The sequence below is a fragment of the Selenomonas dianae genome, from assembly GCF_030644225.1.
GTDB classification, from domain to species: domain Bacteria; phylum Bacillota; class Negativicutes; order Selenomonadales; family Selenomonadaceae; genus Centipeda; species Centipeda dianae.
On sequence record NZ_CP128650.1, the window covers coordinates 1,049,675 to 1,072,403 of the forward strand.

The following is a 22,729-nucleotide window of genomic DNA, read 5'->3' on the forward strand; positions in this document are numbered from 1 at the left end:
ACATGATCCATATTGTCGGCGCAGGTCCCGGTGATCCCGAACTCATTACGGTGAAGGGGGCACGCTATCTCTCCGAGGCGGATGTCATCATCTATGCCGGTTCGCTTGTCAATCCTGCTCTCCTCGATATGTGCAAGGCGGGGGCGGAGATTCACAACTCGGCGCATATGACCCTCGACGAGGTTGTGGAGGTCATCACACGTGCAGAGGCGGACGGCAAGATGACCGTCCGTCTGCATACGGGCGATCCCGCAATTTATGGTGCGATTCAGGAGCAGATGGATGCATGGGAGAAGCGCGGATTTGACTACGATGTTGTGCCGGGGGTCAGTTCCTTCCTCGGGACGGCGGCGGCACTCCGGCAGGAGTACACCCTGCCGGGCATCTCACAGACGGTCATCATCACGCGCAACGAGGGGCGGACACCCGTCCCGGAGCGTGAGAAGCTGCGCAGTCTCGCCGCACATCACGCGACCATGTGCATCTTCCTCTCAATTGCGATGATTGAGGAGGTTGTGGCGGAGCTCATCGCAGGCGGCTATGAGGATACTACGCCGATTGCCATTGTCCAGCGTGCGACGTGGCCGGAGCAGAAGATTCTGCGCGGTACGCTCAAGTCGATTGCGGAACAAGTGAAGTCAGAGGAGGTTGACCGCACAGCGATGATTGTGGTTGGAGACTGCCTCAATACGGAGTATGATCTCTCACGGCTTTATGCGCCCGAGTTTTCGCACATGTTCCGGGAAGCGAAGTCGTGAGAACAGCGCTCTTTGCACTGACAGAGAGCGGGGTGCAGCTTGCACGTCGCCTCGCAGACGCGGTCGAGGGCGGCGGGACAATTCATCTGCCCGAGCGTCTGCACGGCCATATTCCGTCAGAATATGATGTAGTATACTTTTCGCGTCTTGCAGATGTCATAAAGACGGCATTTTCGCGCTATGACGCCCTGATATGCGTGATGGCGACGGGGATTGTCGTGCGTATGCTCGCGCCGTATGTGGAGAGTAAGCTGTATGACCCCGCCGTACTTGTCTTTGACGAGGCAGGACGGCACGGCATCAGTCTCCTCTCGGGGCATATCGGCGGTGCGAACGAACTCACACGCAAGTTCTGTGCGGCGGTGGGGGCTGATCCCGTCATCACGACGGCGACGGATGTGACAGGCGTGTTTGCCCCGGATGCGATTGCCGCGCGTCTTGCCCTGCGCCCCGTACCCAAGTCCGCGATACAGGTGCTCAATACGGCTCTGCTTGAGAGGAAGGAAATCGCGTATTATATTGCGAGCAACCTCCCTCATGCTGCGTTCTATGAGGCGCAGCTGCGTGCAGAGGAGATACAGGCACGTCTCTTTCGTGGAGAAATACCCCCCGTGGGGGCGGATGAATACCGTGTTATCATCACGAGGGCAGAAGATGTTCCGAGTGAATCTGAGCCGCGCACACTGTACCTTGTGCCGCGCCGATTGATTGCGGGGGTCGGCTGCCGTGCAGGTGTGTCCGAGGCGAAGATCCTGCGTGCGCTGACGGAGGCGTGCGGTATGATCGGGCGTGAACCGTCAATGATTGATCTTTTCGCGAGTACGACGGTCAAGCGCGAGGAGCAGGGGCTTCTTGCGGCGGCTGCGACCCTCGGGCGGGAGATTCATTTCTACCCGAAGGAGAGATTGGCGGCGATGATTGAACGATACGGGCTCATGGAGTCCGATTTTGTCCGACAGACGATTGGTGTCGGCAACGTATCCGAGGCGGCGGCACTCTGCGCCGCCGGAGAAGCAGGCGGGCGCATGGCGCTCGGCAAAACAACATTTGGGAAAGTGACGGTGGCACTCCTATGGGAAAAATAAGTGTTGTGGGCATTGGTCCCGGCAGTCTGGATGATATGACCTACCGTGCGCGGCGCACGATCGAAGAGGCGACGACGGTGGTCGGCTATAAGCGCTATGTGGAGCTGATCGCGGAATTGGTCGACGGGAAAAAGGTGCTCGATACAGGCATGACACAGGAGATTGATCGCTGTCGCGCGGCACTCAAGGCTGCGTCGGAGGGAGAGACGGTCGTCGTCATATCGAGCGGCGATGCCGGTATCTACGGAATGGCGGGGCTTGTTCTCGAACTGCTTGTAAAGATGGATGAGAAGGAGAAACCTGAGTTCGGCGGGGTCATTCCCGGGGTTTCTGCGATGAGTGCGGCGGCAGGACTTCTCGGTGCGCCCATTATGCACGATTTTGTCGTTATCAGTCTCTCCGATCTGCTCACGCCGTGGGAGATCATTCAGGAACGTGCGGAGCTGGCGGCACAGGGGGATTTTGTCACGGCACTCTACAATCCGCGCAGCAATAAACGTGTGGGGCAGATCAATGCAGTGCAGGATATTTTCTTGCGCCACCGCACTCCAGAGACTCCGGTCGGTATTGTGACGGGAGCGAGCCGCACAAATGAGGCTGTGCAGATCTCAACGCTTGGGAAATTTACAAACGAGGACATAAACATGTTCTCGCTTGTCATCATCGGTAACTCAAAGACGCGTCAGGTGGGCAACTGGATGATTACGCCGCGCGGCTATCAGAAACGGGAACCGGGGCTGTGATATTCACGGCGGCGGGAACGCAGGACGGGCGCGAAATCGTACGCCGCCTTTGTGCGGTGGGCTATGATGTCGCGGCATCAGTGGTCAGCTCGTACGGACAACAGCTTCTCATGGAGCAGCGGGAAAAAGGCAGTGGACGTCTGGTCGTGAATGATACGCCGCTCGATGAGGAGGGCCTGCGAACCTTTTTTAAAGAGTACGGCATTCGCGTCTTTGTGGACGCAACCCATCCCTATGCGGTCAATGTTTCACGCAACGCCATGACCGCATGTGCGGCCGAGGGAATTCCCTACATCCGTTTTGAACGCGATCTGACGGATATTTCATATGAGAATGTGCATCTTGTACACTCCTACGAGGAGGCGGCAGAGACTGCGGCACGTTTTGGGAAAAATGTATTTCTAACGACGGGCAGCCGCAATCTGGAACGCTTTGTGAAGGCGAAGCCGCTTGCAGACTGTACGCTGATTGCGCGTGTCCTGCCGACGGCAGATGTGATTGCCCTCTGTGAGGGGCTTGGTCTGGCACCGGCGCAGATCATTGCAATGCAGGGGCCGTTTTCGCGCGAACTCAACCGAACTATGTATGAGAAGTACAAGGCGGACGTCATTGTCACGAAGAACAGTGGAACCATTGGCGGCACGGATGCCAAGTTTCAAGCGGCGGAAGATTTGGGACTGCCTGTCGTTGTGATTGATCGCCCTGTGCTCGATTACCCGCGTATGGCACACAGTTTTGAGGAAGTAAAACATTTTGTCGATTCGGTGATGGGATCGTAGAAATCGGAGTTTTTTATGGACTTTATCAAGGAACCAATGGCGATTGAAAGCCGCAGCATGGAGCTGATTGCCCCCCATCTGGAGGGACTGCATCTGGATGAGCGTGCAACGAAGCTCTATTCGCGTTTGATTCATGCCTCCGGTGATGTCGGCTATGCGCCGATCACGCGTGTGCATCCCGAGGCGATTGATCGTGCCATTGAGGCTCTGAAGGCGGGCGCTCACATCTACACGGATGTTGAAATGGTGCGTACGGGCATCAACAAGAAAAAGCTCGCATCGTTTGGCGGCGAGGTACATTGTCTGGTTGCTGATCCCGATGTTGCCGCTCAGGCAAAGGAGCTTGGAATTACGCGTTCGATGGTCGCCATGCGCCGATTCGGCAAGGATCTCGACGGCAGTATTGTCGCCATCGGCAATGCGCCCACGGCACTTTTCGAGGTGCTTCGCCTTGTGCGCGAGGAGGGGATTCGTCCCGCGTGCATCGTGGGGATTCCCGTTGGATTCGTGGGTGCGGCGGAGTCCAAGGCGGAGCTTGCAGAGAACGGCATTGTCCCGTACATCACGGTTGAGGGGACGAAGGGCGGCAGTCCGATTGCGGCGGCGGCGATCAATGCGCTCATGTATACCATTGACAACACGCGTCCCTAAGGAGAAAACTCATGCAGTGGAATATTCCGCGCATTGTCATTGCGGCGACGCAGTCGGGCGGCGGCAAGACAACGCTTGTGACAGGACTTCTTGCGGCTCTGCGCACGCGTGGTCTTTGCGTGCAGTCGTTCAAGGTGGGACCGGACTACATTGACCTCGGCTATCACCAGCTGGCAGGCGGTCGGACAGGGCATAATCTGGATACGTGGCTCGTTCCTGAGGAGCGACTGACGGAGATCTTTGCACGTGAGTGTGCGGGCGCGGACATCGCCGTCATCGAGGGGGTTATGGGGCTCTACGACGGCGGGCGGCACGGCATCAGCTCGACCGCTGCGATTGCAAAGGCACTGGGTGCACCCGTGCTCCTCGTCATCGACGCAAAGTCGGTCGGCGCATCTGCGGCGGCGACGGCTCTCGGTTTCCGCGAATATGACGGTGCAGTGAATCTCGCGGGTATTCTCCTCAACCGTCTTGGCAGTGAGACGCATGAGGAGATGATTCGCGAGGCAATGGCTGGCATTGATCTTCCTGTCTATGGCGCGTTGCGGCGCGATGCTGCGCTGGCTCTTCCCGAGCGGCATCTCGGACTGACTCCCGTAGAGGAGCACGCCGCAGCGGCGACCGTTCGCGCCGTTGGAGAACGCGTGGAGGAAGGGCTGGATCTCACCGGCATTCTGGAACTTTCCCGCAGTGTTGGGCCCCTGACGATTGCAGAGGGCAGGCGTGTGGAGAAATCCGATCCCGTACGCATCGGTGTGGCACGCGACGAGGCGTTCTCGTTTTACTATGCGGCAAGTCTTGCAGAACTTGAGATGCACGGTGCGGAGATTGTAGAGTTCAGCCCTTTGCATGATGAAATACTGCCCGACGTGAACGGCATCATCATCGGTGGGGGCTTCCCCGAGATGTTTGCGGGAGAGCTTTCTGCAAACGCCTCCATGCGCACCTCTATCCGTCGAGCGGCTGAGGCGGGAATGCCCATCTATGCAGAGTGCGGCGGCTATATGTATCTGATGGAGTTCCTTGCTGATTTTACGGGTGCCGAACATGAGATGGCGGGGATCTTTCCCGTACGTGCACGCATGACGGAGAAACTGCAGATGGTCGGCTATGTAGAGGCTGCGCAGAAAGCAGATACCGTGCTCGGCACTGCAGGGCTTCTTCTGCATGGGCATGAGTTCCACTTCTCCGTCGAGGAGACGGATGTGACAGCTGAGATCGTGCGTCCATTTCGCTTCACGAAGCTGCGCAATGGGGCGCAGTATGCAGCGGGCTGTATCTATAAGAACGCACTTGGCAGCTATCTGCATCTGCATTTCGCGGGTGCGCAGACGGCTGCGAAGCACTTTGTGGAGGCGTGTCGCGGATGGGACAGATAGTTTTGGTCACGGGCGGTGTGCGCTCGGGCAAATCTGCATTTGCCGAGCAATACGCCACACATTGTGCCGCAACGCATGGGGCGCAGGTTGCCTACATTGCGACCGCTCAAGTCTACGATGAGGAGATGCGCCAACGCGTCGATCTTCATCAGGCACGCCGTCCTTCGGGCTGGGCGACCTATGAGGCTCCGTTTGATACAGAGAATGCCATTCGTGCCGCAGGAGCGGAGCATGGCGTGATTCTCTTCGACTGTATTACAATGTTCCTGAGCAACGATATGCTCCAATATTCCGAGGAGGAGCAGGAACGAGATTCTTTTGCACTCCATGTGGAGGAGCGGATTCATGCGCTCGTTCAGGCGGCTGAGGAGGTCGATGCAACCACGATCTTCGTGACCAATGAGGTGGGGGCGGGCATCGTGCCGGAGCATCGCCTCGGGCGGCTCTATCGAGATATGGCAGGGCTTGCAAATCAACAGATTGCGCGGAGTGCGGCAGAGGTCTATCTCGTCACCTGCGGGATTCCCGTGAATATCAAGAAACTTGCGGAGGTGATCTGATGGCAAAGAGCATCATGCTGATGGGGACGAGCTCCCATGTGGGAAAGAGCATACTCACGACGGCACTTTGCCGCATCTTTCGACAGGAGGGGCGGCGTGTTGTTCCGTTCAAAGCACAGAATATGGCACTGAACTCCTACGTCACGCTTGACGGACGTGAAATGGGGCGCGCGCAGGTCGCACAGGCGGAGGCCGCAGGGCTTGCCCCCATGGTCGATATGAACCCTGTGCTTCTGAAACCGACGGGAAACTCCCAGTCACAGGTCGTCATTATGGGCGAACCGGTCGGAAACATGAGTGCACGTGAATACCATAAGGGCTACTCACTCAAGGCGTGGGGGGCGGTTGAGGAGGCTCTTGACCGCCTTCAAGAGGAGTATGACCTGCTCGTGATCGAGGGGGCGGGCAGCCCCGCCGAGATCAACCTCAAGGCAAATGACATTGTGAATATGCGCGTGGCAAAGCATCTGCAGGCACCCGTCCTCCTCATCGCGGACATTGACCGTGGGGGAGCACTTGCCTCTCTCGTGGGAACACTCGAACTGCTCGATGAGGAGGAACGCGCTCTCATCAAGGGGCTTGTCATCAATAAATTCCGTGGAGACGTGACACTGCTGACACCTGCACTTGACTTCCTTGAGGAAAAGACGGGAAAGCCGGTGCTCGGTGTTGTACCGCATATTGAGCAGCTCGGCATCGACGAGGAGGATTCCGTATCTCTGGATGAGAAGCGTTACGGGGATGCTTCCGCGCATGGCGATCAACTGAAAATTGCCGTGATCCGCACGCCGAAGCTCTCGAATTTTACGGATTTTGATGCGCTTGCAGGTGAGCCGGATGTTGCTCTTTACTATGTCACAAACCCGGATGAACTTGGCTCGCCCGATCTTATCCTTCTGCCCGGTTCGAAGAATACAACGGAGGATCTGCTCTACATCCGCGAAACGGGGCTTGAAACGGCGATTCGGGCGCGTGTGACGGCAGGGACGCCGCTCTTTGGTATCTGCGGCGGCTATCAGATGCTCGGCAGGGTGGTGCGTGACCCGCTGCATACGGAGTCGGAGCACGACGAAACGGTGGGATTTGGCTACCTGCCGAGCGAGACGACGTTTGCGGCGCAGAAGCGTCTGCGTCAGGTCACAGCATCCGCTGAGTTTAATTTTCTTGGGGCTCGTATTTCCGGGAAAAATCTGCTTGGCTATGAGATTCATATGGGGCAGACGGATTTCTTGGAGAAGACTCTTCGTCCGTTTCATATCATTCAAGCGGATGGAGTTGTGTCCGACGGTGCGGTTTCGGCAGACGGGCTTGTCATTGGCACATACATTCACGGCATCTTCGACGACGACGATTTTCGGCGCAGTCTGCTGAACCGATTGCGCGTGCGGCGCGGCTGGTCGGAAATGCCTGTGCAGTACCGCTATCGTGAGGAGAAGGAACGTGCCTACAACCGCCTTGCGGAAACGGTGCGTGCAAGCCTTGACATGGAGAAGCTGCGGGCGATTGTGGAGGGCACTCGATGATCCCTGCCTCGCTCATCGCCATGGCGGCGTTCTTTCTCGATACCGTGCTCGGCGATCCACAGTCGCGTTGGCATCCGGTTGCGGTGCTTGGTCGGCTGATCGGATGGTTGGATCGACTGCTTTATCCCACAACAGGAAGTAATCAGCGGAAATTTGCGATGGGAGCATTTCTCACACTTCTTGTTCTTTGCATCGCTTACGCATTTGCAGAGGGCTTGCTGCTTGCGGCTCGCGAACTACCTGTAGCGTGGGGGGCGGATCTTGTCAGCGTGATCCTGCTCTACTTCTGTATTTCGCCGCGTATGCTCGCAAAGGCGGGGCAGGACATCCATGCGCTGCTGGTAAAGGGAGATCTTGCGGCGGCGCGGGAGCACGTCGGCTACATTGTCGGGCGCGATACGGCGCAACTCAATGAGGCGGACGCAGCGCGTGCGGCGATTGAAACGGTGGCGGAGAATACGGTGGACGGTGTGATTGCTCCCCTTTTCTTCTTTGCATTCGGCGGTGCACCGCTCGCTGTACTCTACCGTGCGGCGAATACGATGGACTCCATGCTCGGCTACAAGAATGAACGCTACCTCTACTTTGGGCGCATGGCGGCACGTGTGGACGATGTGCTGAACTTCGTTCCTGCACGCATCACTGGGATGCTCTTTGTGATGGCAGCGTTTCTTCTCGGCTACGACGGGCGCAATGCTCTGAACATCCTCGTGCGCGATGCGGCGGGGCATCCGAGCCCGAACGGAGGTTATGCAGAGGCTCCCGTTGCAGGCGCTCTGCACATCCGCCTTGGCGGTGTGAACTATTATTTTGGGGAGCGGCATTTCCGTGCCTATATGGGCGATGCCCATATGGAAATTTCGGCGAAACACATCCTTGGAGCGATTCGTCTGATGTATACGGTGACGGTACTTTTTCTGCTCTTTTACTATCTGTTTTCTCTCTATTATAGAGGCGTTTCATGAACTCTTTTCTGGTCGGGCTTCAATTTCTCACACGGATTCATATTGTGCGGCAGACGGCGTGGACGGCGGAGGATTTCGGACGCAGTACGCGTTTTTTTCCGTTGGTCGGGCTTGTCCTTGGGAGCTGCTACGCGCTTGCTGCGTGTGTTCTTACCTACATTGTCGGTACTGCCTTTGGAATGCGGACACTGAATGCGGTGCTGTTGCTGATCCTACCCATCTTATTGACGGGCGGGCTTCATGCAGATGGTTTTATGGATACGGCGGACGGCGTGTTCTCGGGACGTGAACGCGAGCGCAAGCTTGAGATCATGAAGGACAGCCGCGTTGGCTCGTTCGGCGTTGTCTCCTTTGTCCTCTTGATGTTTCTCCAGTTCGCACTGCTTCTCGATATGCACCCATTTCTCCTCCTGCCCGCGCTCTTCGTCATGCCGATCATTGGAAGGTTTGCGATGGTGCTCGCGGTCGCACGTTTTCCCTATGCGCGTGCGGATGGGATGGGGAAGACGTTTGCAGATATGGCGGATCGTAAGACCGTTGCGATTGCCGCCGTTACAACAGCCGTACTTGTATTGCCGTGCGGGCTGCTTGCATCGGTCGCACTTGTGCTCGGCGTTCTCTTTGCATTCCTTTTCTGTCGTACAATGACAAAGACACTCGGCGGCGTGACAGGGGATGTATACGGTGCTGTGACCGTGCTTACGGAGACGCTTGTGCTCGCAGTATTTTCACTTGCATCCACACATCCGAATGTGTGGGGACTTTTCTGGGGGATTTTATGGAGATAATTGCAAAAGCACCGGCGTCCTGCGGCGAGCTCGTGGAAGGTGTCCTCGACGGGACACCGTTTCTTGTGACCGCACCGATCAGTATGTATGCCGTGGCGACGGTTTCGGATGCGTTTACGGGGATGCACGAGCTGGGAGCGAAGGCGGAAGAGGCTGTGAAGCGAACACTCTCCCATATCGGGAAGGAAACACTGCCATTCGGCATTCGTCTGGATTCTCAGATTCCGCAGGGGAAGGGCATGGCGTCTTCCAGTGCCGACATTGCAGCCGTTTCCTATGCTACGGCGCGTGCCTTTGGACGGGAACTCACAGGGCGTGAACTCATGGATATTGCCATTGCCATTGAGCCGAGCGATGGCATTGCATTTGCGGGGCTTTCGCATGTCAGCCATACGACGGGGGAACTCTTTGGACAGTATTTCAATGTGCCGCTTCTTGCCGTCTCCATTTTCGACGTGGGCGGAACCGTTGATACGATTGCATACTATCAAAGTAAGGGAAACAGCGACAATCAGGATGCGGTGTACCGGCAGCTGCTGAATACCGTAGATCATGCCTTCCGAACGGACGGGGATCGGAGGGAAATCCTGCTCGGTCAGGCGGCGACGGAAAGTGCACGTCTCAATCAGGTACATTTGGAAAAACCGAAGTTGGAGGAATTTGTTACTGCTGCACAGAGGCAGGGAGCTCTTGGAACACTTGTGGCACACAGTGGAACTGTGGTCGGTGCGCTTTGGGCATCGGATCTCAGTGCGGATGATGTGGCACGGCAGACTTCGAACCTCGCAGCGGAATTTGGGGCAACCTATCATTATATGCAGACGGTACGCCTAATTTCAGGCGGTGTTATTTGCGAGATCAAACCATAAAGCAAGGAAAGGGAAGGGGACTATGACAGAAATTGTTATTATTCGTCACGGGGAGACGGAGTGGAATCAAACGGGACGCTTTCAGGGACATTCGGATGTGCCGCTTTCGGAGATGGGACGTGCACAGGCAGAGGCTCTTGGGCGGAATCTCATGCTCGATCATGTGGATGCGATCTATGCGAGTGATCTCATACGTGCAATGGATACTGCAGCGCCGCTTGCTGCGCGGTTCGGATTGTCCATAACGCCCGACCCGTTGTTGCGTGAGCTTCATTTTGGCGCATGGGAGGGGCGGACATTCAGTGATGTTAATGCAGAGAGTCCCAATGCAATGAAACGCTTTTACAACGATCCCGAACGCGTTGAAATTCCGGACAGCGAACCATTTCCGGATTTTCAAAAACGTGTGGCAGGGCGCGTACGTGCAATTGCAGAACAGCAGCGAGGAAAACGTGTTGTCATTGTCTCACATGGAGCATCCATCCGAATCCTGCTTGCCGATATTCTTGTCATGCCGATTCGTTCGATATGGCATATATCCCAGCTCAATACAGCGGTCAATAAGATCCGCTTCGAGGATGACGGCTTTGCCGTTGTGACATTGATGAATGATACATCTCATCTGTGCGCGGAGAATGTGCTGTGAATCTGCTTGCTGTCGGGTTGGGCGGTGCGTTTGGTGCGGTCTGCCGCTATCTCCTCGGGCAGGCAGTCCCAAAATTTGTCAGTGGATTCCCGCTTGGCACCTTTGTGGTCAACATCATCGGCTGCTTTTCCATCGGTTTGATTGTCGGCATCATTGGAAAGCATGGAAACCTTGACCCGCGTCTTGTGCTCTTTTTACAGACGGGCGTATGTGGCGGATTTACAACATTCTCCACATTCTCACTTGAGACGTTTACCCTTCTTGAGGAGGGGCGGTACACGGTCGCAGTTCTCTACATCGTTTTGAGCATTGTACTCGGTCTTTTTACGCTGTTTGCAGCAAAACACATTGTCAGCGGTTGATATATGTGAGAAAGAGAAAAATTTTATTTGCGTGTGAAGGATTCGCGTGTTATACTGTTACTCAGATTGTGTGGATGGATTATGTATGTGCAGATTCATTGAGAATCATTACACAACGTGGTGAGGTCTATGGAGGTTATTTTAGCTGAACATCTGGGGTTCTGTTATGGTGTGAAACGCGCCATCGAAATCGCCAGAGAAAATGCCTCGCCGAATGGTACGTCCAGTACGCTCGGACCGATCATTCATAATCCGCAGATGGTGGAGCGCTTGAAGAATGAGGGCGTTGGCACTGTCGGGTCACTCGATGAGATGAAGGATGGTCTTGTCATCATCCGCTCGCATGGGGTGGGACCCAAGGTGTATGAGGATGCAGAATCACGCGGTTTAGAACTCGTGGATGCGACTTGTCCGCACGTCAAGAAGGCACAGCTTTCGGCAAAACTGTTATCCGAGGAAGGTTATACGGTCGTCATTATCGGTGAAAAAAACCATCCGGAGGTCAAGAGTATCTTCGAATGGACGGCGCGTGGTGCTTATATTATCGAAACGGAGGCGGAGGCGGAGAAACTTCCGCGCATCGGAAAACTTGGAATTGTTTCGCAGACGACGTTCTCAGCCGAACGATTTCAGCGCATTGTGTCCCGCCTTTTGGAAAAGTCGCGTGAGATCAAGATTCTGCGTACCATATGTACGGCGACGGATTTGCGCCAGACAGCAGCATTGGAGCTTGCCGAAAAGGTGGATATGATGCTCGTCATAGGCGGAAAGAACAGTGCAAATACATCGCGTCTTGCACAGATCTGTGCCACTAAGTGTAAAACATACCACATCGAGACTGTAGCGGAGCTGCAGGACGACTGGATGAAGGGTGTTAATAAAATTGGTATTACAGCCGGGGCTTCTACGCCGGACTGGATTATCAAGGAGGTTTATAAACAGTGTCAGAACAGAGCATGAAGGAACTTTTGGAACAGGAAGATATGCCTGATATCCAGGAGCGTACGGTTGTCACAGGGGTTGTCGTTCAGGTATCCCGTGATGAAGCGTATGTTGATATTGGCTACAAGCAGGAAATTCCTGTTTCTAAGAGGGATCTTGCCGTTCCTGCGCCGGACGATGCACGCGATGTTGTGAAGGTCGGCGATGAGATCGAGGTCTACATCAAGTCGCTTGGCGGTGATAATGGCGGCAGCTTGTCCAAGGTTGAGGCAGACAAGATGGCGGCATGGAAGGTTATCGAGGAGATCCGCGAGAAGGGTGAAACCGTCGAGGCGAAGATTGCAAAAGAGGTCAAGGGTGGTCTCGTTGCTTACGTCATGGGGCTGCGCGGATTTATCCCGGCCTCCCAGATGGAACTTCACTTTGTGAAGGATCTCGCGGTCTATGTGGATAAGACGGTAGAGGCGGAGATCATTGAGATCGATGTCCAGAAGCGTCGCCTTGTGCTCTCACGCCGCAAGCTCCTTGAGCGTGATCGTGCGGAGAAGGAAGAAGCTGTGTTCTCGGCGATTGAGCCGGAGCAGATTGTGCGCGGCACAGTCAAGCGTCTGGTCGATTATGGTGCATTCATTGATATTGGCGGCGTGGATGGTCTGGCACATATCTCCGATCTCGCATGGCATCGTGTGAAGCATCCGTCGGAGGTGCTTGAGGTCGGTCAGGAACTTGATGTTTTTGTCAAGAATGTTGACCGCGATGCAAAGCGTATTTCTCTTTCGGTCAAGGATACCCTTCCGGATCCTTGGATCGAGAAAGCAGAACAGTATGCTGAGGGAGACCTCATCGAGGGCAAGATCATCAAGTTGACGGACTTCGGTGCGTTCATGGAGATCGAGCCGGGGTTTGATGGTCTTATCCCGATGGGTGAGCTTGCCGAAAAGCGTATTGAGCGTGCGGATGAGGCAGTTCATACGGGGGATGTCGTACGTGTCAAGGTGCTTCGCATCGACACGAAGCGCAAGCGTATTTCGCTTTCGATCACCAAGGCGAAGCGCGATGCGGATGCGGCTGAGGTCAAGAAATATGTGGACGAACATCAGTCGGAACAGGCTGAGGCGAGTGAACATCCCGAAGGTTAGGTCGAGGCGCATCCGGACTGGCTGAAGTAAGTGCGGATACAAATAATTCTATATGAAAAAAAGGAGTGATGTATATCACTCCTTTTTCATGAAGAAAGGAGGGGGATAATGGCGAAAACATATCCTGGAATTATTTTGCGTGTCCTTCCAGGGAGTATTGCCGAGGAATTGGAGCTTGTACCGGGGGATAAGATTCTCGCGGTCAACAATATGCCATTGCGTGATATTATCGACTTCAGTTTTGCGATGGCAGACGAGGAAATTGAGCTGCTTGTTGAACATGAGGATGGAGAGCAGGAACTCATCGCCTTTGATAAGTACTACGACGAGGACTTCGGCGTGGAGTTTGAGCGAGCCGTTTTTGATGGGATACGTTCCTGTGCGAATCACTGTTATTTTTGTTTTGTCGATATGATTGCGCCGGATATGCGCCACAGTCTATCGGTCAAGGATGACGACTATCGCCTTTCCTTCCTCTATGGAAATTTTGTAACGCTTACAAATATGGGGGCGACGGATTTTTCACGGATCGAACGTTATCATCTCTCGCCGCTCTACGTGTCCGTGCAGTGTACAAATCCCGTACTGCGTGCTGAGATCCTGCGCTGCAGGGGGGCAGCGGATATCCTCGGACAGTTGGCGAAGCTGGAGAGGGCAGGAGCGGATTATCATACGCAGGTGGTGCTCTGTTATGGGTTGAACGATGGGGAAGAACTGGAACGTACGATCCGCGATATTACGGCACGTCGTCCTCATGCGCTCTCACTTGCAATCGTGCCGGTGGGGCTGACAAAATACCGCACAGACCCCTTTCCCCTTATTCAATTCGACCGAGTCGGAGCTGCGCGTGTGATCGAGCAGGTAGAGCAGTGGCAGGATCGGATGCGTGCGGAAGAGGGGCGCACGTTCATCTATCTTGGCGATGAGTTCTACTTCCTTGCAGGACGTGAGGTTCCGCCCGCCGAAATGTACGATGGCTTTCCCCAGCTCGACAACGGGATCGGACTGACACGTAATTTCATTGAAGAATGGACGGCTGCAGGTGAATTCACAAACACGGTAGACTGCGATTCCAGACTTGCAGTCATTAGCGGTACGGCAGTTGCGCCTGTAATGGAACGGTTGGCGCGTGAGCTTGATCCCGATGAGCAGCGTATTCATGTCCTGCCCGTCATCAATGAACATTTTGGAGCAACAGTCAATGTATCCGGGCTTCTCACGGGAGGCGATATAGCGACAGCACTTCGTAACCTTCCTCATTGTGTGGATGGCGTTCTGATTCCTGCATCCTCCCTGCGCGAGGGGGAGGATGTCTTTTTGGATGATATTTCTCTTGATACCATGCGTCGGGAGTTCCCTAAATTCCGCATTGAGCCGGTGGCGACAGGGCGCGATTATCGTGAGGCACTTGCTGCATGGAGCGGCTATCATCGTGAACGCCCAACCGGAGGTTATACGTGGCAGAGCAATGCGGGGTATACAAAACCTGCCGCTGTACGTTGAAGGATTCATGAGAGGAGTGAAAAACGATGAGTAAACCAATTGTGGCAGTGGTCGGGCGACCGAATGTCGGTAAATCGACCCTGTTCAATCAGATTGGAAAGAAACGCGTGTCGATTGTCGATGATATGCCCGGCGTGACACGTGACCGCATCTATATGGACGCGGAATGGCTAAATCATGAATTTACGATTATTGATACAGGCGGCATCGAGTTCGACGAGAGCGACCATATCCTCCGCTCGATGCGCAGTCAGGCGGAACTCGCGATGGAGGAGGCGGATGTCATTCTCTTCCTCGTCGATGGACGTGCGGGGCTGACCGCCTCCGATGAAGAGGTCGGGCGTATTCTGCGGCGTACGAAAAAACCAGTGATTCTTGCTGTTAACAAAATTGACAGCTTCGAGCGCGAGGCGTTGATCTACGATTTCTATTCGCTCGGTCTTGGTGATCCGATTCCCATTTCAGCATCCAATGCGATGAATCTTGGCGACCTTCTGGATGCTGTTGTTGCAGTATTTCCCAAAGAGGCAGAGGAGAATATAGAGCCCGATGAGATTGCGATCGCCGTGGTCGGACGGCCGAACGTCGGTAAATCCTCACTCGTGAATCGTCTGCTCGGCGAGGAGCGCGTCATTGTCAGCGATGTACCCGGGACGACCCGTGACGCAATTGATACACACTTTATGCGGGATGGAGCAAAGTATCTTCTCATCGATACAGCGGGGATGCGCCGCAAGGGGAAGATCAGCCTGCCCGTGGAGCGGTACAGCGTGATGCGCTCCCTGCGTGCCATTGACCGCGCAGGCGTCGTTCTCATGGTCATCAACGCTGCCGAGGGCATTCTGGAGCAGGATACAAAGATCGCGGGCTATGTCCACGAATCCGGCAAGGGCGTTATCATTGTTGTGAACAAGTGGGATATCTTCCCCGCGAAGAACGATAAATCGACGCTGCGTTTCACGGATGATCTGCGCAAAAAATTGGGCTTTCTTCAATATGCGCCTGTGCTCTACACATCGGCGCTCACAGGGCAGCGTGTCGAGCGCGTGACAGAGCTTGTCAAATACGTTGCGGAGCAGCAGTCCATGCGCATCAAGACGAGCGTGCTTAACGAGCTGATTCGTGATGCGGTCTCGGTCAATCCGCCGCCGACAAAGAAAGGGAAGCAGCTCAAGATTCTCTTTGTCACGCAGGTGGGAATCACCCCGCCGACGTTCATCATATTTGTGAACGATCCCGAACTTATGCACTTTTCCTATCTTCGCTTCATTGAGAACCGCCTGCGCGAGAGCTTTGGCTTTGAGGGGACACCGCTCCGCCTTGTCGTGCGTGCCCGCAAGGAGGAAGAGTGATGGCAGACTATCTTCTGACATGTGTTCTTGCTTATCTGGTCGGATCCGTTCCGAGCGGACTGATTCTTGGAAAACTCTTCTGGCATACGGATCTGCGGGAGCACGGAAGCCATAACATCGGTGCGACGAATGCGTGGCGGACGCTCGGGAAAGTTCCCGGAATTATCGTTTTTGTTGCGGACAGCCTCAAGGGACAGGCAGGTGTTTTACTGGGGCTTTCTCTCGTCGGCACACCGCTTGCTGCGGTCGTTGGGGGGCTGCTTGCGATCATTGGGCACAGCTTCTCGATTTTCCTGCGTTTTCATGGGGGAAAAGGCGTTGCCACTTCGCTCGGTGTTCTGACGATGCTGATGGGGAATGTGACCATAGTAGTCTTTGTCCTCTGGTTTACGATTGTCTATATAACGCGCTATGTCTCGCTCGGCTCGGTAGTGGCGGGGTTTCTTACCCCCGTTCTTGCTGCGTTCTTTTCCTATCCAATGGAGTACATTGTGTTTACGGTGATTGCGGCTTTCCTCGTCATTGTTCGCCACCGTGAGAACATCAAGCGACTGATGAATGGGACAGAGAATAAGGTTTAGTACGTATTTTATTTGTTGATTTTGCTTGGGTATGGTATACTCAGACTGTTATAAAAGTCTTTCCATCCATCGGAGGAATCATTTATGAAAATTGATATGACGGGTGTCTATCTCGTTCGTGAGGAGATTCTGCCAAAGGCGATCAAAAAGACGATCCTAGCAAAGGAACTCCTTCACAGTGGAGAAGTGCGTACGGTAAACGAGGCTGTTGTCAAGGCAAATCTCAGCCGCAGCGCCTATTACAAGTACAAGGATTATGTATATTCGTTCTTTGAGGCGACGCGTGATAAGATTGTCACACTTTCCATTCTGCTCCGTCATCGGAGCGGCACGCTGCAGTCTGTTCTTCAGGTCATTGCCGAGGAGGGCGGGAACGTCATGACGATCAATCAAGGGCTTCCCGCACGCGGCGCAGCGACAGTTAATATCTCCCTTGAAACGACAAAGCTGCGCGATGGATTGCAGACACTTCTGGAAAAGGTGGATGTGGTCGATGGCGTGGAACGGCTCGAAGTGGTCGGGCAGGCTTGACAGGAGGATATGAGTGAATACAATCAAAATTGCACTCCTAGGCGCAGGAACGGTCGGCTCGGGGGTAGTACATACACTCTCGATGAATGCGGATACGATTACGGAGCGCTGTGGTGCACGCATTGAGATCAAGAAGATTCTCGTGCGCGATGCGAAAAAACATCGTCCGGAAGCCGAGGGGATTCCGCTGACAGACAACTTTGACGAAATTCTGAATGATGCGGAGATCTCTGTTGTCGTCGAGGTCATGGGGGGGCTTACTCCTGCGAAGGACTATATGATGCGTGCAATGGCAGCGGGCAAGCACGTCGTTACGGCAAACAAGGATGTTATCGCCGAGCATCTCTCCGAACTCTATGCAGCAGCAGATGCAAGCGGTGTGGATTTCCTCTATGAGGCGAGTGTCGGCGGCGGTATCCCGATCATAAAACCGCTCAAGGAATGCCTAACGGCGAACAGCATCACGGAGATCATGGGCGTTGTCAACGGGACGACGAACTATATGCTGACGAAGATGACGGAAAAGCATATCAGCTATGATGCCGTTCTGCGTCGTGCGCAGGAAAAGGGCTATGCCGAGGCAAATCCATCGGCGGATGTGGATGGGCTCGATGCGGCACGCAAGGCGGCAATCCTCGCCTCGCTCGCCTTTGATACAGTCATTGGATTTGAGGATGTTTCCGTGGAAGGAATCTCACATATTACTGAGGACGACATTGAATACGGGCTGAATCTCGGCTATGTCATCAAACTCCTTGCGGTCGGGCGCAATACGGAGGAGGGGATTGATGTCCGCGTACATCCCGTATTTCTGCCGAAGACGCATCCGCTCGCCTCGGTGAATGGCGTGTTCAATGCGATCTTTGTACGCGGCAACGTGCTCGGCGACGCGATGTTCTACGGGCGTGGTGCAGGTTCTCTGCCGACCGCGTCGGCGGTTGTTGCGGACATTATCGAGATTGCGCGTGATATTGTCTCCGGTACGACGGGGCGGATGAAGTACAAGGTCGGGGAGCGGAAGAAACTCTGCCCTGTGGAAAAAACGAAATCCTCTTACTACCTGCGTCTTGTTGTCGCCGATGAATCGGGAGTTCTTGGAGAGATCGCGACGACGTTCGGACGAGCGGGGGTCAGTCTTAAGTCGGTGATCCAGGCGCGTTGGACGGAGGAGGGCAATGCGGAGATCGTTGCCGTGACCCACGTTGTAACACATGCAGCAGCTTCTTCAGCTGTCGAGGCACTCAAGGCACTTCCCGTTGTGCACGAGGTGAGAAGCCTGATCCGTGTCGCGGATGGACAGGAGGATCGGTTATGAGTGAGCCGTCTGTGCGCGTTCGTGTTCCCGCAACGAGTGCGAACCTCGGTCCCGGTTTTGATGCGCTCGGGATTGCCTGCACGCTCTACAACGAGATGACGCTGACGCTCACGCACAAGCCCGGGCTGCACATTTCCGCACGCGGTGAAGGTGCGGCATATATCCCCTCGGATGAGCGCAATATTGTCTGGAAGTCGATACAGTATCTTCTGCAGCGTGCGGGTCGTTTGGATGAGTTTCGGGGCGCACGGATTCGGATGAGTAACCGTATCCCTCTTTCACGGGGGCTTGGCAGCAGTGCGACAGCAATCGTTGCGGGGCTTACGGCGGCAAATGCGCTTGTGGGCACCCCGTTTCACCGTGACGATCTGCTGCAGCTTGCGACGGATATTGAGGGGCATCCCGACAATGTTGCGCCTGCCATCTACGGTGGATTTACCGTCAATACGGTGACAAACGGTCATGTGGAGTGCTTTTCGTTTTTGCCGCGTATTTTCATGCGCTTTGTCGTTATGGTTCCGGACTTCTATCTCTCGACGAAATCCGCGCGGGAGGTGCTGCCCACCGAAGTGTCGATGAGAGATGCCGTGTTCAATATCAGCCATGCGGCGATGATGGTTGCGGCTCTCGCACGCGGCTCGGAGAAGCATCTCAAAAATGCGTTTACCGATGCGCTTCACCAGAACTATCGCGCTTCGCTGATCCCGGGGATGTTTGATGTCTTTGCCGCAGCAAAAAAAGCGGGGGCTTATGGTGCAGCGCTCAGTGGTGCAGGTCCATGCCTAATTGCTTTTGTTCCTGAACACCGCAAGTGTACGGAGGCGGTTGCAGCGGCCATGCAGGAGGCCTTCCGTACCCATGAAATTGAGGCGCGTCCCCTACACCTGCGACTTGATACGAAGGGCGCACGCGTTCTGCACCGCAGAGATATGAATGCAAAACGATGATTTTTGCCGGTTTTACAGATCATTTTTTGAATGACTGTAAGACCGGCAAATTTTTTTGAAATAATACTTGAAAAATTATACATAAAGGATGTATAATTATAAAAACTTTTCGGGACTGAAACGGAGGGGATGAAATGAAGGCAAGTGTTGTCGGAGCATCTGGATATGCGGGCGAAGAGCTGATTCGCCTGCTGCATGCTCATCCGTTTGTCGAGGTTGCACATCTGACATCGGAGCGGCACACAGGGGAACGCATATCGAAACTTTATCCACACTTGAAGAATATTTATGAAAATGAGCTCGTATCAATGAAAGATGTAAGGCGCATTGCTGAGGATAGTGATGTGCTCTTCATTGCACTCCCGCATGGACACGCAATGAAAATTGTGCAGGAGGTTTCTGCGTGTTCCGTACGCATCATTGATCTCGGAGCGGACTATCGTTTTGCAGATACTGCCATCTATGAGCAGTGGTATCATGTGGCACATACAGATTCGAATGCGGATCGTGCCTATGGTCTGGCGGAGCTCTACCGTGAGCAGGTGCGAACGGCGCGGATCATCGGGAATGCCGGATGCTATACAACGGCGAGTATTTTGGCGATTGCTCCGCTTGTGAAGGCACATCTGGTACAACTCGATTCGATCCTTGTTGATGCGGTATCCGGCGTGTCGGGGGCGGGGCGTTCCCCGAAGGAAAGTACACACTATCCGGAGTTCTATGACAGCTTTACGGCATATGGAGCAGTATCGCATCGCCATACACCAGAGATCGAGCAGGCGCTTGCCGATGTGGGAGGAGAACCTGTTACAATCAACTTCACGCCACATCTTGCACCGATCTCGCGCGGCATTCTGGCGACCTGTTACGCAACGCTGTGCGAGGGTGTTACAGCAGAGGAAGTTGATGCCGCCTATGAAAAAATGTACGCGGATGAATTCTTTATCCGACTGCTTGGACACGGCGCATATCCCGCAACAAAGTATGTGCGTGGTACGAACTACTGTGATATTGCGTGGCACATCGACCCGCGCACACATCGTGTGATCGTATTCTCAGCCATCGACAATCTGGTCAAAGGAGCGGCAGGACAGGCGATTCAGAATATGAATATCGCATTTGGACTGGATGAGCGTGCGGGCCTGGATCTTGTGCCCATGTATCCGTAGAGTGGTTTCGTAAGTGAACGGAGGAATATATATGTTTAGCGAAGCAAGTGCAAGGATGGGCGTTACCTATCCGAAGGGATTTCAGGCAGCAGGGGTCAAAGCCGGCATCAAGAAGAGCGGCAATCTTGACGTTGCTGTCATTTATACCGAAAAGAAAGCTGCTGTTGCGGGCACGTTTACGAAGAATGCGGTTGCAGCTGCACCCGTACACGTCTCGAAGGCGGTTGTCGCAACGCATACGGCGCACGCCATTGTCGCAAACGCGGGCTGTGCGAATGCGTGTACGGGCGCACAGGGCGAGGCAGATGCCGCTGCCATGCAGAAGATCGCAGCAGATGCGCTCGGCTGCACGTCAGCAGATGTTATTGTCGGGTCGACGGGCATCATCGGTCAGCTTCTCCCGATGGACAAGGTGGAGCAGGGGATTCATGCGGCTGTCAAGGCACTCTCTGTGGACGGCAGCGCGGATGCGGGCAATGCCATTATCACGACGGATACCTACTCCAAGGCGGGGGCAACCTCCGTCATGATCGGCGGCAAGGAAGTCCGTTTTGGTATTATTGCAAAGGGCTCGGGCATGATTCGCCCCGATATGGCGACGGTGCTCTGCTTTATTACAACGGACGCGGATATCGACGGTGTGCTCCTGCAGGATGCTTTGTCGGAGGTCATTGAGCACAGTCTCAATATGATCTCAATCGACGGTGATATGAGTACAAACGATATGGCAATCGTCCTCGCCAACGGTGCTGCGGGGAATCCAAAGATCACGGAAAAGAATGCGGACTACGAGGCGTTCAAGGAGACCCTGCTTGCACTCTGCCAGGGGATCTCGGAAAAGATTGCGGCAGATGGTGAGGGGGCAACCAAGTTCATCACGGTTCATGTGAAGGGGGCAAAATCGTTTGCCGATGCAAAGACGGTCGGTATGAGTGTCGCGAACAGCCCCCTCGTCAAGACAGCGTTCTTCGGCGAAGATCCGAACTGGGGGCGCGTGATCTGCGCGGTCGGCTATGCGGGTGTGCCGATGAATCCCAATCATACAACGGTGAAGTTTGGCGGGATCCCCGTCTATGCAGATGGCATGGGCGTATCCTACGATGCGGATGCGCTGCGTATGGTGATGACGGCGCATGATATTGTCGTCGAGATTGACCTCAAGGATGGCACGGAGGAGGCAAAGGTCTGGACCTGTGACTTCTCCTATGAATATGTGAAGATCAACGGTGAATATCACACCTGAGGGAGGGATTCGATGTATTCCGATCAGGACAAGGCGGAGATTCTCGTAGATGCGCTCCCGTACATCCAGGAATTTTACGGGACAACCGTCGTTATCAAATATGGCGGGAACGCTATGATCAATGATGCGCTCAAGGAAAATGTCATGCGCGACGTGGCACTGATGAAATTTGTCGGCATCCGCCCGATTCTCGTGCATGGAGGGGGACCCGAGATCACGGGATTCCTCAAGAAGGTAGGAAAGGAATCCACGTTTGTCTCGGGGCTTCGCGTGACGGATGAGGAGACGGTGGAGATCGCCGAGATGGTGCTCGACGGCAAGCTGAACTCGGAGATTGTGGGGCTGCTCAACCTGCGCGGTGTGCGTGCGGTCGGCCTGAGCGGCAAGGATGCAGGGCTTATCAAGGCGCAGAAGAAGCTCGCCACGGTGTATGAAAACGATACGGCACATCAGGTCGATATCGGCTATGTCGGCGAGGTCACAGAGATCAACACGGGCATTATCGCCGATCTTCTCGATCAAGGCTATGTTCCCGTCATTGCCCCCATCGGCATGGGCGCGCATGGGGAAAGCTACAACATCAATGCAGACTATGTTGCGGCGGAGATTGCGGGTGCACTGCACGCGGAGAAACTGTTGCTCCTTACAGATGTGGAAGGGGTCTACAAGAACTTTGCGGATAAGAGCAGCTTTCTCTCGCAGCTTCGTATGGATGAGGCAAGGGAATACATCCGCAGTGGGATCATTGAGGGCGGCATGATCCCGAAGGTGGAGGCGTGCCTCCGTGCGCTTGAGGCGGGGGCACATAAGGCGCATATCATTGACGGTCGCTTGGCACACACCATCATCTTGGAGATCTTCACCTCGCGCGGCATTGGAACAATGGTACTTCGGTAGGC

24 protein-coding genes are annotated in these 22,729 nt (G+C 54.7%); all 24 read left to right on the forward strand.

Annotated elements, in window-relative coordinates; translation table 11 throughout:
- Positions 1–2: 2 nt before the first annotated feature.
- The 24 genes from cobM to argB all read left to right on the forward strand — a co-directional run bounded on the left by cobM (position 3) and on the right by argB (position 22,727).
- Positions 3–758, forward strand: a complete 756-nt coding sequence (gene cobM, locus QU667_RS05175) for a precorrin-4 C(11)-methyltransferase (RefSeq protein ID WP_304988241.1) — start codon at positions 3–5, stop codon at positions 756–758.
- Complete coding sequence (locus QU667_RS05180; protein WP_304988242.1) at positions 755–1,843, forward strand: cobalt-precorrin 5A hydrolase; 1,089 nt, start codon at positions 755–757, stop codon at positions 1,841–1,843. The genes cobM and QU667_RS05180 overlap by 4 nt, the downstream gene beginning before the upstream one ends.
- Entirely contained in the window at positions 1,831–2,586 is a 756-nt protein-coding gene (gene cobJ / locus QU667_RS05185) for a precorrin-3B C(17)-methyltransferase (RefSeq protein ID WP_304988243.1), read from the forward strand. Before QU667_RS05180 ends, cobJ begins: the two co-directional genes overlap by 13 nt.
- Positions 2,583–3,365 carry a precorrin-6A reductase gene (cobK, locus tag QU667_RS05190; RefSeq protein ID WP_304988244.1) on the forward strand — a complete coding sequence of 261 codons (783 nt, stop codon included), beginning with the start codon at positions 2,583–2,585 and terminating at the stop codon, positions 3,363–3,365. The genes cobJ and cobK overlap by 4 nt, the downstream gene beginning before the upstream one ends.
- Before the next feature lie 15 nt (positions 3,366–3,380).
- Positions 3,381–4,016 (forward strand): precorrin-8X methylmutase, encoded by a 636-nt coding sequence (locus QU667_RS05195; RefSeq protein WP_304988245.1) that lies wholly within the window; start codon positions 3,381–3,383, stop codon positions 4,014–4,016.
- A gap of 11 nt (positions 4,017–4,027) precedes the next feature.
- The gene (locus QU667_RS05200) at positions 4,028–5,395 is read left to right on the forward strand and encodes a cobyrinic acid a,c-diamide synthase CobB (protein WP_304988246.1); all 1,368 of its coding nucleotides are present in this window, start codon (positions 4,028–4,030) and stop codon (positions 5,393–5,395) included.
- The gene (cobU, locus tag QU667_RS05205) at positions 5,383–5,955 is read left to right on the forward strand and encodes a bifunctional adenosylcobinamide kinase/adenosylcobinamide-phosphate guanylyltransferase (RefSeq protein WP_304988247.1); all 573 of its coding nucleotides are present in this window, start codon (positions 5,383–5,385) and stop codon (positions 5,953–5,955) included. The genes QU667_RS05200 and cobU overlap by 13 nt, the downstream gene beginning before the upstream one ends.
- Positions 5,955–7,478: a cobyric acid synthase gene (locus QU667_RS05210; protein WP_304988248.1), complete on the forward strand. Its 1,524-nt coding sequence runs from the start codon at positions 5,955–5,957 to the stop codon at positions 7,476–7,478. Before cobU ends, QU667_RS05210 begins: the two co-directional genes overlap by 1 nt.
- On the forward strand, positions 7,475–8,443 hold the full coding sequence (gene cbiB, locus QU667_RS05215; protein ID WP_304988249.1) for an adenosylcobinamide-phosphate synthase CbiB: 969 nt from the start codon (positions 7,475–7,477) through the stop codon (positions 8,441–8,443). Before QU667_RS05210 ends, cbiB begins: the two co-directional genes overlap by 4 nt.
- On the forward strand, positions 8,440–9,231 hold the full coding sequence (gene cobS / locus QU667_RS05220) for an adenosylcobinamide-GDP ribazoletransferase (RefSeq protein WP_304988250.1): 792 nt from the start codon (positions 8,440–8,442) through the stop codon (positions 9,229–9,231). The genes cbiB and cobS overlap by 4 nt, the downstream gene beginning before the upstream one ends.
- Entirely contained in the window at positions 9,222–10,100 is an 879-nt protein-coding gene (locus QU667_RS05225; RefSeq protein ID WP_304988251.1) for a GHMP family kinase ATP-binding protein, read from the forward strand. The genes cobS and QU667_RS05225 overlap by 10 nt, the downstream gene beginning before the upstream one ends.
- A 22-nt stretch (positions 10,101–10,122) precedes the next feature.
- Positions 10,123–10,746, forward strand: a complete 624-nt coding sequence (locus QU667_RS05230; RefSeq protein WP_304988252.1) for a histidine phosphatase family protein — start codon at positions 10,123–10,125, stop codon at positions 10,744–10,746.
- Positions 10,743–11,108 (forward strand): fluoride efflux transporter CrcB, encoded by a 366-nt coding sequence (gene crcB, locus QU667_RS05235; protein WP_304988253.1) that lies wholly within the window; start codon positions 10,743–10,745, stop codon positions 11,106–11,108. The genes QU667_RS05230 and crcB overlap by 4 nt, the downstream gene beginning before the upstream one ends.
- 129 nt (positions 11,109–11,237) lie before the next feature.
- Positions 11,238–12,068 carry a 4-hydroxy-3-methylbut-2-enyl diphosphate reductase gene (gene ispH, locus QU667_RS05240; RefSeq protein WP_304988254.1) on the forward strand — a complete coding sequence of 277 codons (831 nt, stop codon included), beginning with the start codon at positions 11,238–11,240 and terminating at the stop codon, positions 12,066–12,068.
- Complete coding sequence (rpsA, locus tag QU667_RS05245; RefSeq protein WP_304988413.1) at positions 12,065–13,189, forward strand: 30S ribosomal protein S1; 1,125 nt, start codon at positions 12,065–12,067, stop codon at positions 13,187–13,189. Before ispH ends, rpsA begins: the two co-directional genes overlap by 4 nt.
- 108 nt (positions 13,190–13,297) lie before the next feature.
- Positions 13,298–14,692, forward strand: a complete 1,395-nt coding sequence (locus tag QU667_RS05250) for a DUF512 domain-containing protein (protein ID WP_304988255.1) — start codon at positions 13,298–13,300, stop codon at positions 14,690–14,692.
- A gap of 26 nt (positions 14,693–14,718) precedes the next feature.
- On the forward strand, positions 14,719–16,044 hold the full coding sequence (gene der, locus QU667_RS05255; protein ID WP_304988256.1) for a ribosome biogenesis GTPase Der: 1,326 nt from the start codon (positions 14,719–14,721) through the stop codon (positions 16,042–16,044).
- Positions 16,044–16,625, forward strand: a complete 582-nt coding sequence (gene plsY / locus QU667_RS05260; RefSeq protein ID WP_304988257.1) for a glycerol-3-phosphate 1-O-acyltransferase PlsY — start codon at positions 16,044–16,046, stop codon at positions 16,623–16,625. Before der ends, plsY begins: the two co-directional genes overlap by 1 nt.
- 84 nt (positions 16,626–16,709) lie before the next feature.
- Complete coding sequence (locus QU667_RS05265; RefSeq protein WP_304988258.1) at positions 16,710–17,156, forward strand: ACT domain-containing protein; 447 nt, start codon at positions 16,710–16,712, stop codon at positions 17,154–17,156.
- A 13-nt stretch (positions 17,157–17,169) separates the two neighbouring features.
- Positions 17,170–18,471, forward strand: coding sequence for a homoserine dehydrogenase (locus tag QU667_RS05270; protein WP_304988259.1), 1,302 nt, complete (start codon positions 17,170–17,172; stop codon positions 18,469–18,471).
- On the forward strand, positions 18,468–19,418 hold the full coding sequence (gene thrB / locus QU667_RS05275; RefSeq protein ID WP_304988260.1) for a homoserine kinase: 951 nt from the start codon (positions 18,468–18,470) through the stop codon (positions 19,416–19,418). Before QU667_RS05270 ends, thrB begins: the two co-directional genes overlap by 4 nt.
- A gap of 134 nt (positions 19,419–19,552) precedes the next feature.
- Positions 19,553–20,587: an N-acetyl-gamma-glutamyl-phosphate reductase gene (argC, locus tag QU667_RS05280; RefSeq protein ID WP_304988261.1), complete on the forward strand. Its 1,035-nt coding sequence runs from the start codon at positions 19,553–19,555 to the stop codon at positions 20,585–20,587.
- Positions 20,588–20,618: 31 nt separating this feature from the next.
- Positions 20,619–21,830 (forward strand): bifunctional glutamate N-acetyltransferase/amino-acid acetyltransferase ArgJ, encoded by a 1,212-nt coding sequence (gene argJ / locus QU667_RS05285; protein WP_304988262.1) that lies wholly within the window; start codon positions 20,619–20,621, stop codon positions 21,828–21,830.
- Between the two features lie 12 nt (positions 21,831–21,842).
- Complete coding sequence (gene argB / locus QU667_RS05290; RefSeq protein ID WP_304988263.1) at positions 21,843–22,727, forward strand: acetylglutamate kinase; 885 nt, start codon at positions 21,843–21,845, stop codon at positions 22,725–22,727.
- The last annotated feature ends 2 nt before the right edge of the window (positions 22,728–22,729 follow it).

What these genes read in the sequence shown, in the direction of transcription:
- cobS (WP_304988250.1), top strand. Translation starts at nt 8,440, where the DNA reads ATGAACTCTTTTCTGGTCGGGCTTCAATTTCTCACACGGATTCATATT.
- cobM (WP_304988241.1), top strand. Translation starts at nt 3, where the DNA reads ATGATCCATATTGTCGGCGCAGGTCCCGGTGATCCCGAACTCATTACG.
- der (WP_304988256.1), top strand. Translation starts at nt 14,719, where the DNA reads ATGAGTAAACCAATTGTGGCAGTGGTCGGGCGACCGAATGTCGGTAAA.
- argB (WP_304988263.1), top strand. Translation starts at nt 21,843, where the DNA reads ATGTATTCCGATCAGGACAAGGCGGAGATTCTCGTAGATGCGCTCCCG.
- QU667_RS05200 (WP_304988246.1), top strand. Translation starts at nt 4,028, where the DNA reads ATGCAGTGGAATATTCCGCGCATTGTCATTGCGGCGACGCAGTCGGGC.
- QU667_RS05265 (WP_304988258.1), top strand. Translation starts at nt 16,710, where the DNA reads ATGAAAATTGATATGACGGGTGTCTATCTCGTTCGTGAGGAGATTCTG.
- QU667_RS05210 (WP_304988248.1), top strand. Translation starts at nt 5,955, where the DNA reads ATGGCAAAGAGCATCATGCTGATGGGGACGAGCTCCCATGTGGGAAAG.
- cobU (WP_304988247.1), top strand. Translation starts at nt 5,383, where the DNA reads ATGGGACAGATAGTTTTGGTCACGGGCGGTGTGCGCTCGGGCAAATCT.
- QU667_RS05195 (WP_304988245.1), top strand. Translation starts at nt 3,381, where the DNA reads ATGGACTTTATCAAGGAACCAATGGCGATTGAAAGCCGCAGCATGGAG.
- QU667_RS05225 (WP_304988251.1), top strand. Translation starts at nt 9,222, where the DNA reads ATGGAGATAATTGCAAAAGCACCGGCGTCCTGCGGCGAGCTCGTGGAA.
- QU667_RS05250 (WP_304988255.1), top strand. Translation starts at nt 13,298, where the DNA reads ATGGCGAAAACATATCCTGGAATTATTTTGCGTGTCCTTCCAGGGAGT.
- argC (WP_304988261.1), top strand. Translation starts at nt 19,553, where the DNA reads ATGAAGGCAAGTGTTGTCGGAGCATCTGGATATGCGGGCGAAGAGCTG.
- thrB (WP_304988260.1), top strand. Translation starts at nt 18,468, where the DNA reads ATGAGTGAGCCGTCTGTGCGCGTTCGTGTTCCCGCAACGAGTGCGAAC.
- plsY (WP_304988257.1), top strand. Translation starts at nt 16,044, where the DNA reads ATGGCAGACTATCTTCTGACATGTGTTCTTGCTTATCTGGTCGGATCC.
- ispH (WP_304988254.1), top strand. Translation starts at nt 11,238, where the DNA reads ATGGAGGTTATTTTAGCTGAACATCTGGGGTTCTGTTATGGTGTGAAA.
- cbiB (WP_304988249.1), top strand. Translation starts at nt 7,475, where the DNA reads ATGATCCCTGCCTCGCTCATCGCCATGGCGGCGTTCTTTCTCGATACC.
- QU667_RS05230 (WP_304988252.1), top strand. Translation starts at nt 10,123, where the DNA reads ATGACAGAAATTGTTATTATTCGTCACGGGGAGACGGAGTGGAATCAA.
- argJ (WP_304988262.1), top strand. Translation starts at nt 20,619, where the DNA reads ATGTTTAGCGAAGCAAGTGCAAGGATGGGCGTTACCTATCCGAAGGGA.
- cobJ (WP_304988243.1), top strand. Translation starts at nt 1,831, where the DNA reads ATGGGAAAAATAAGTGTTGTGGGCATTGGTCCCGGCAGTCTGGATGAT.
- rpsA (WP_304988413.1), top strand. Translation starts at nt 12,065, where the DNA reads ATGAAGGAACTTTTGGAACAGGAAGATATGCCTGATATCCAGGAGCGT.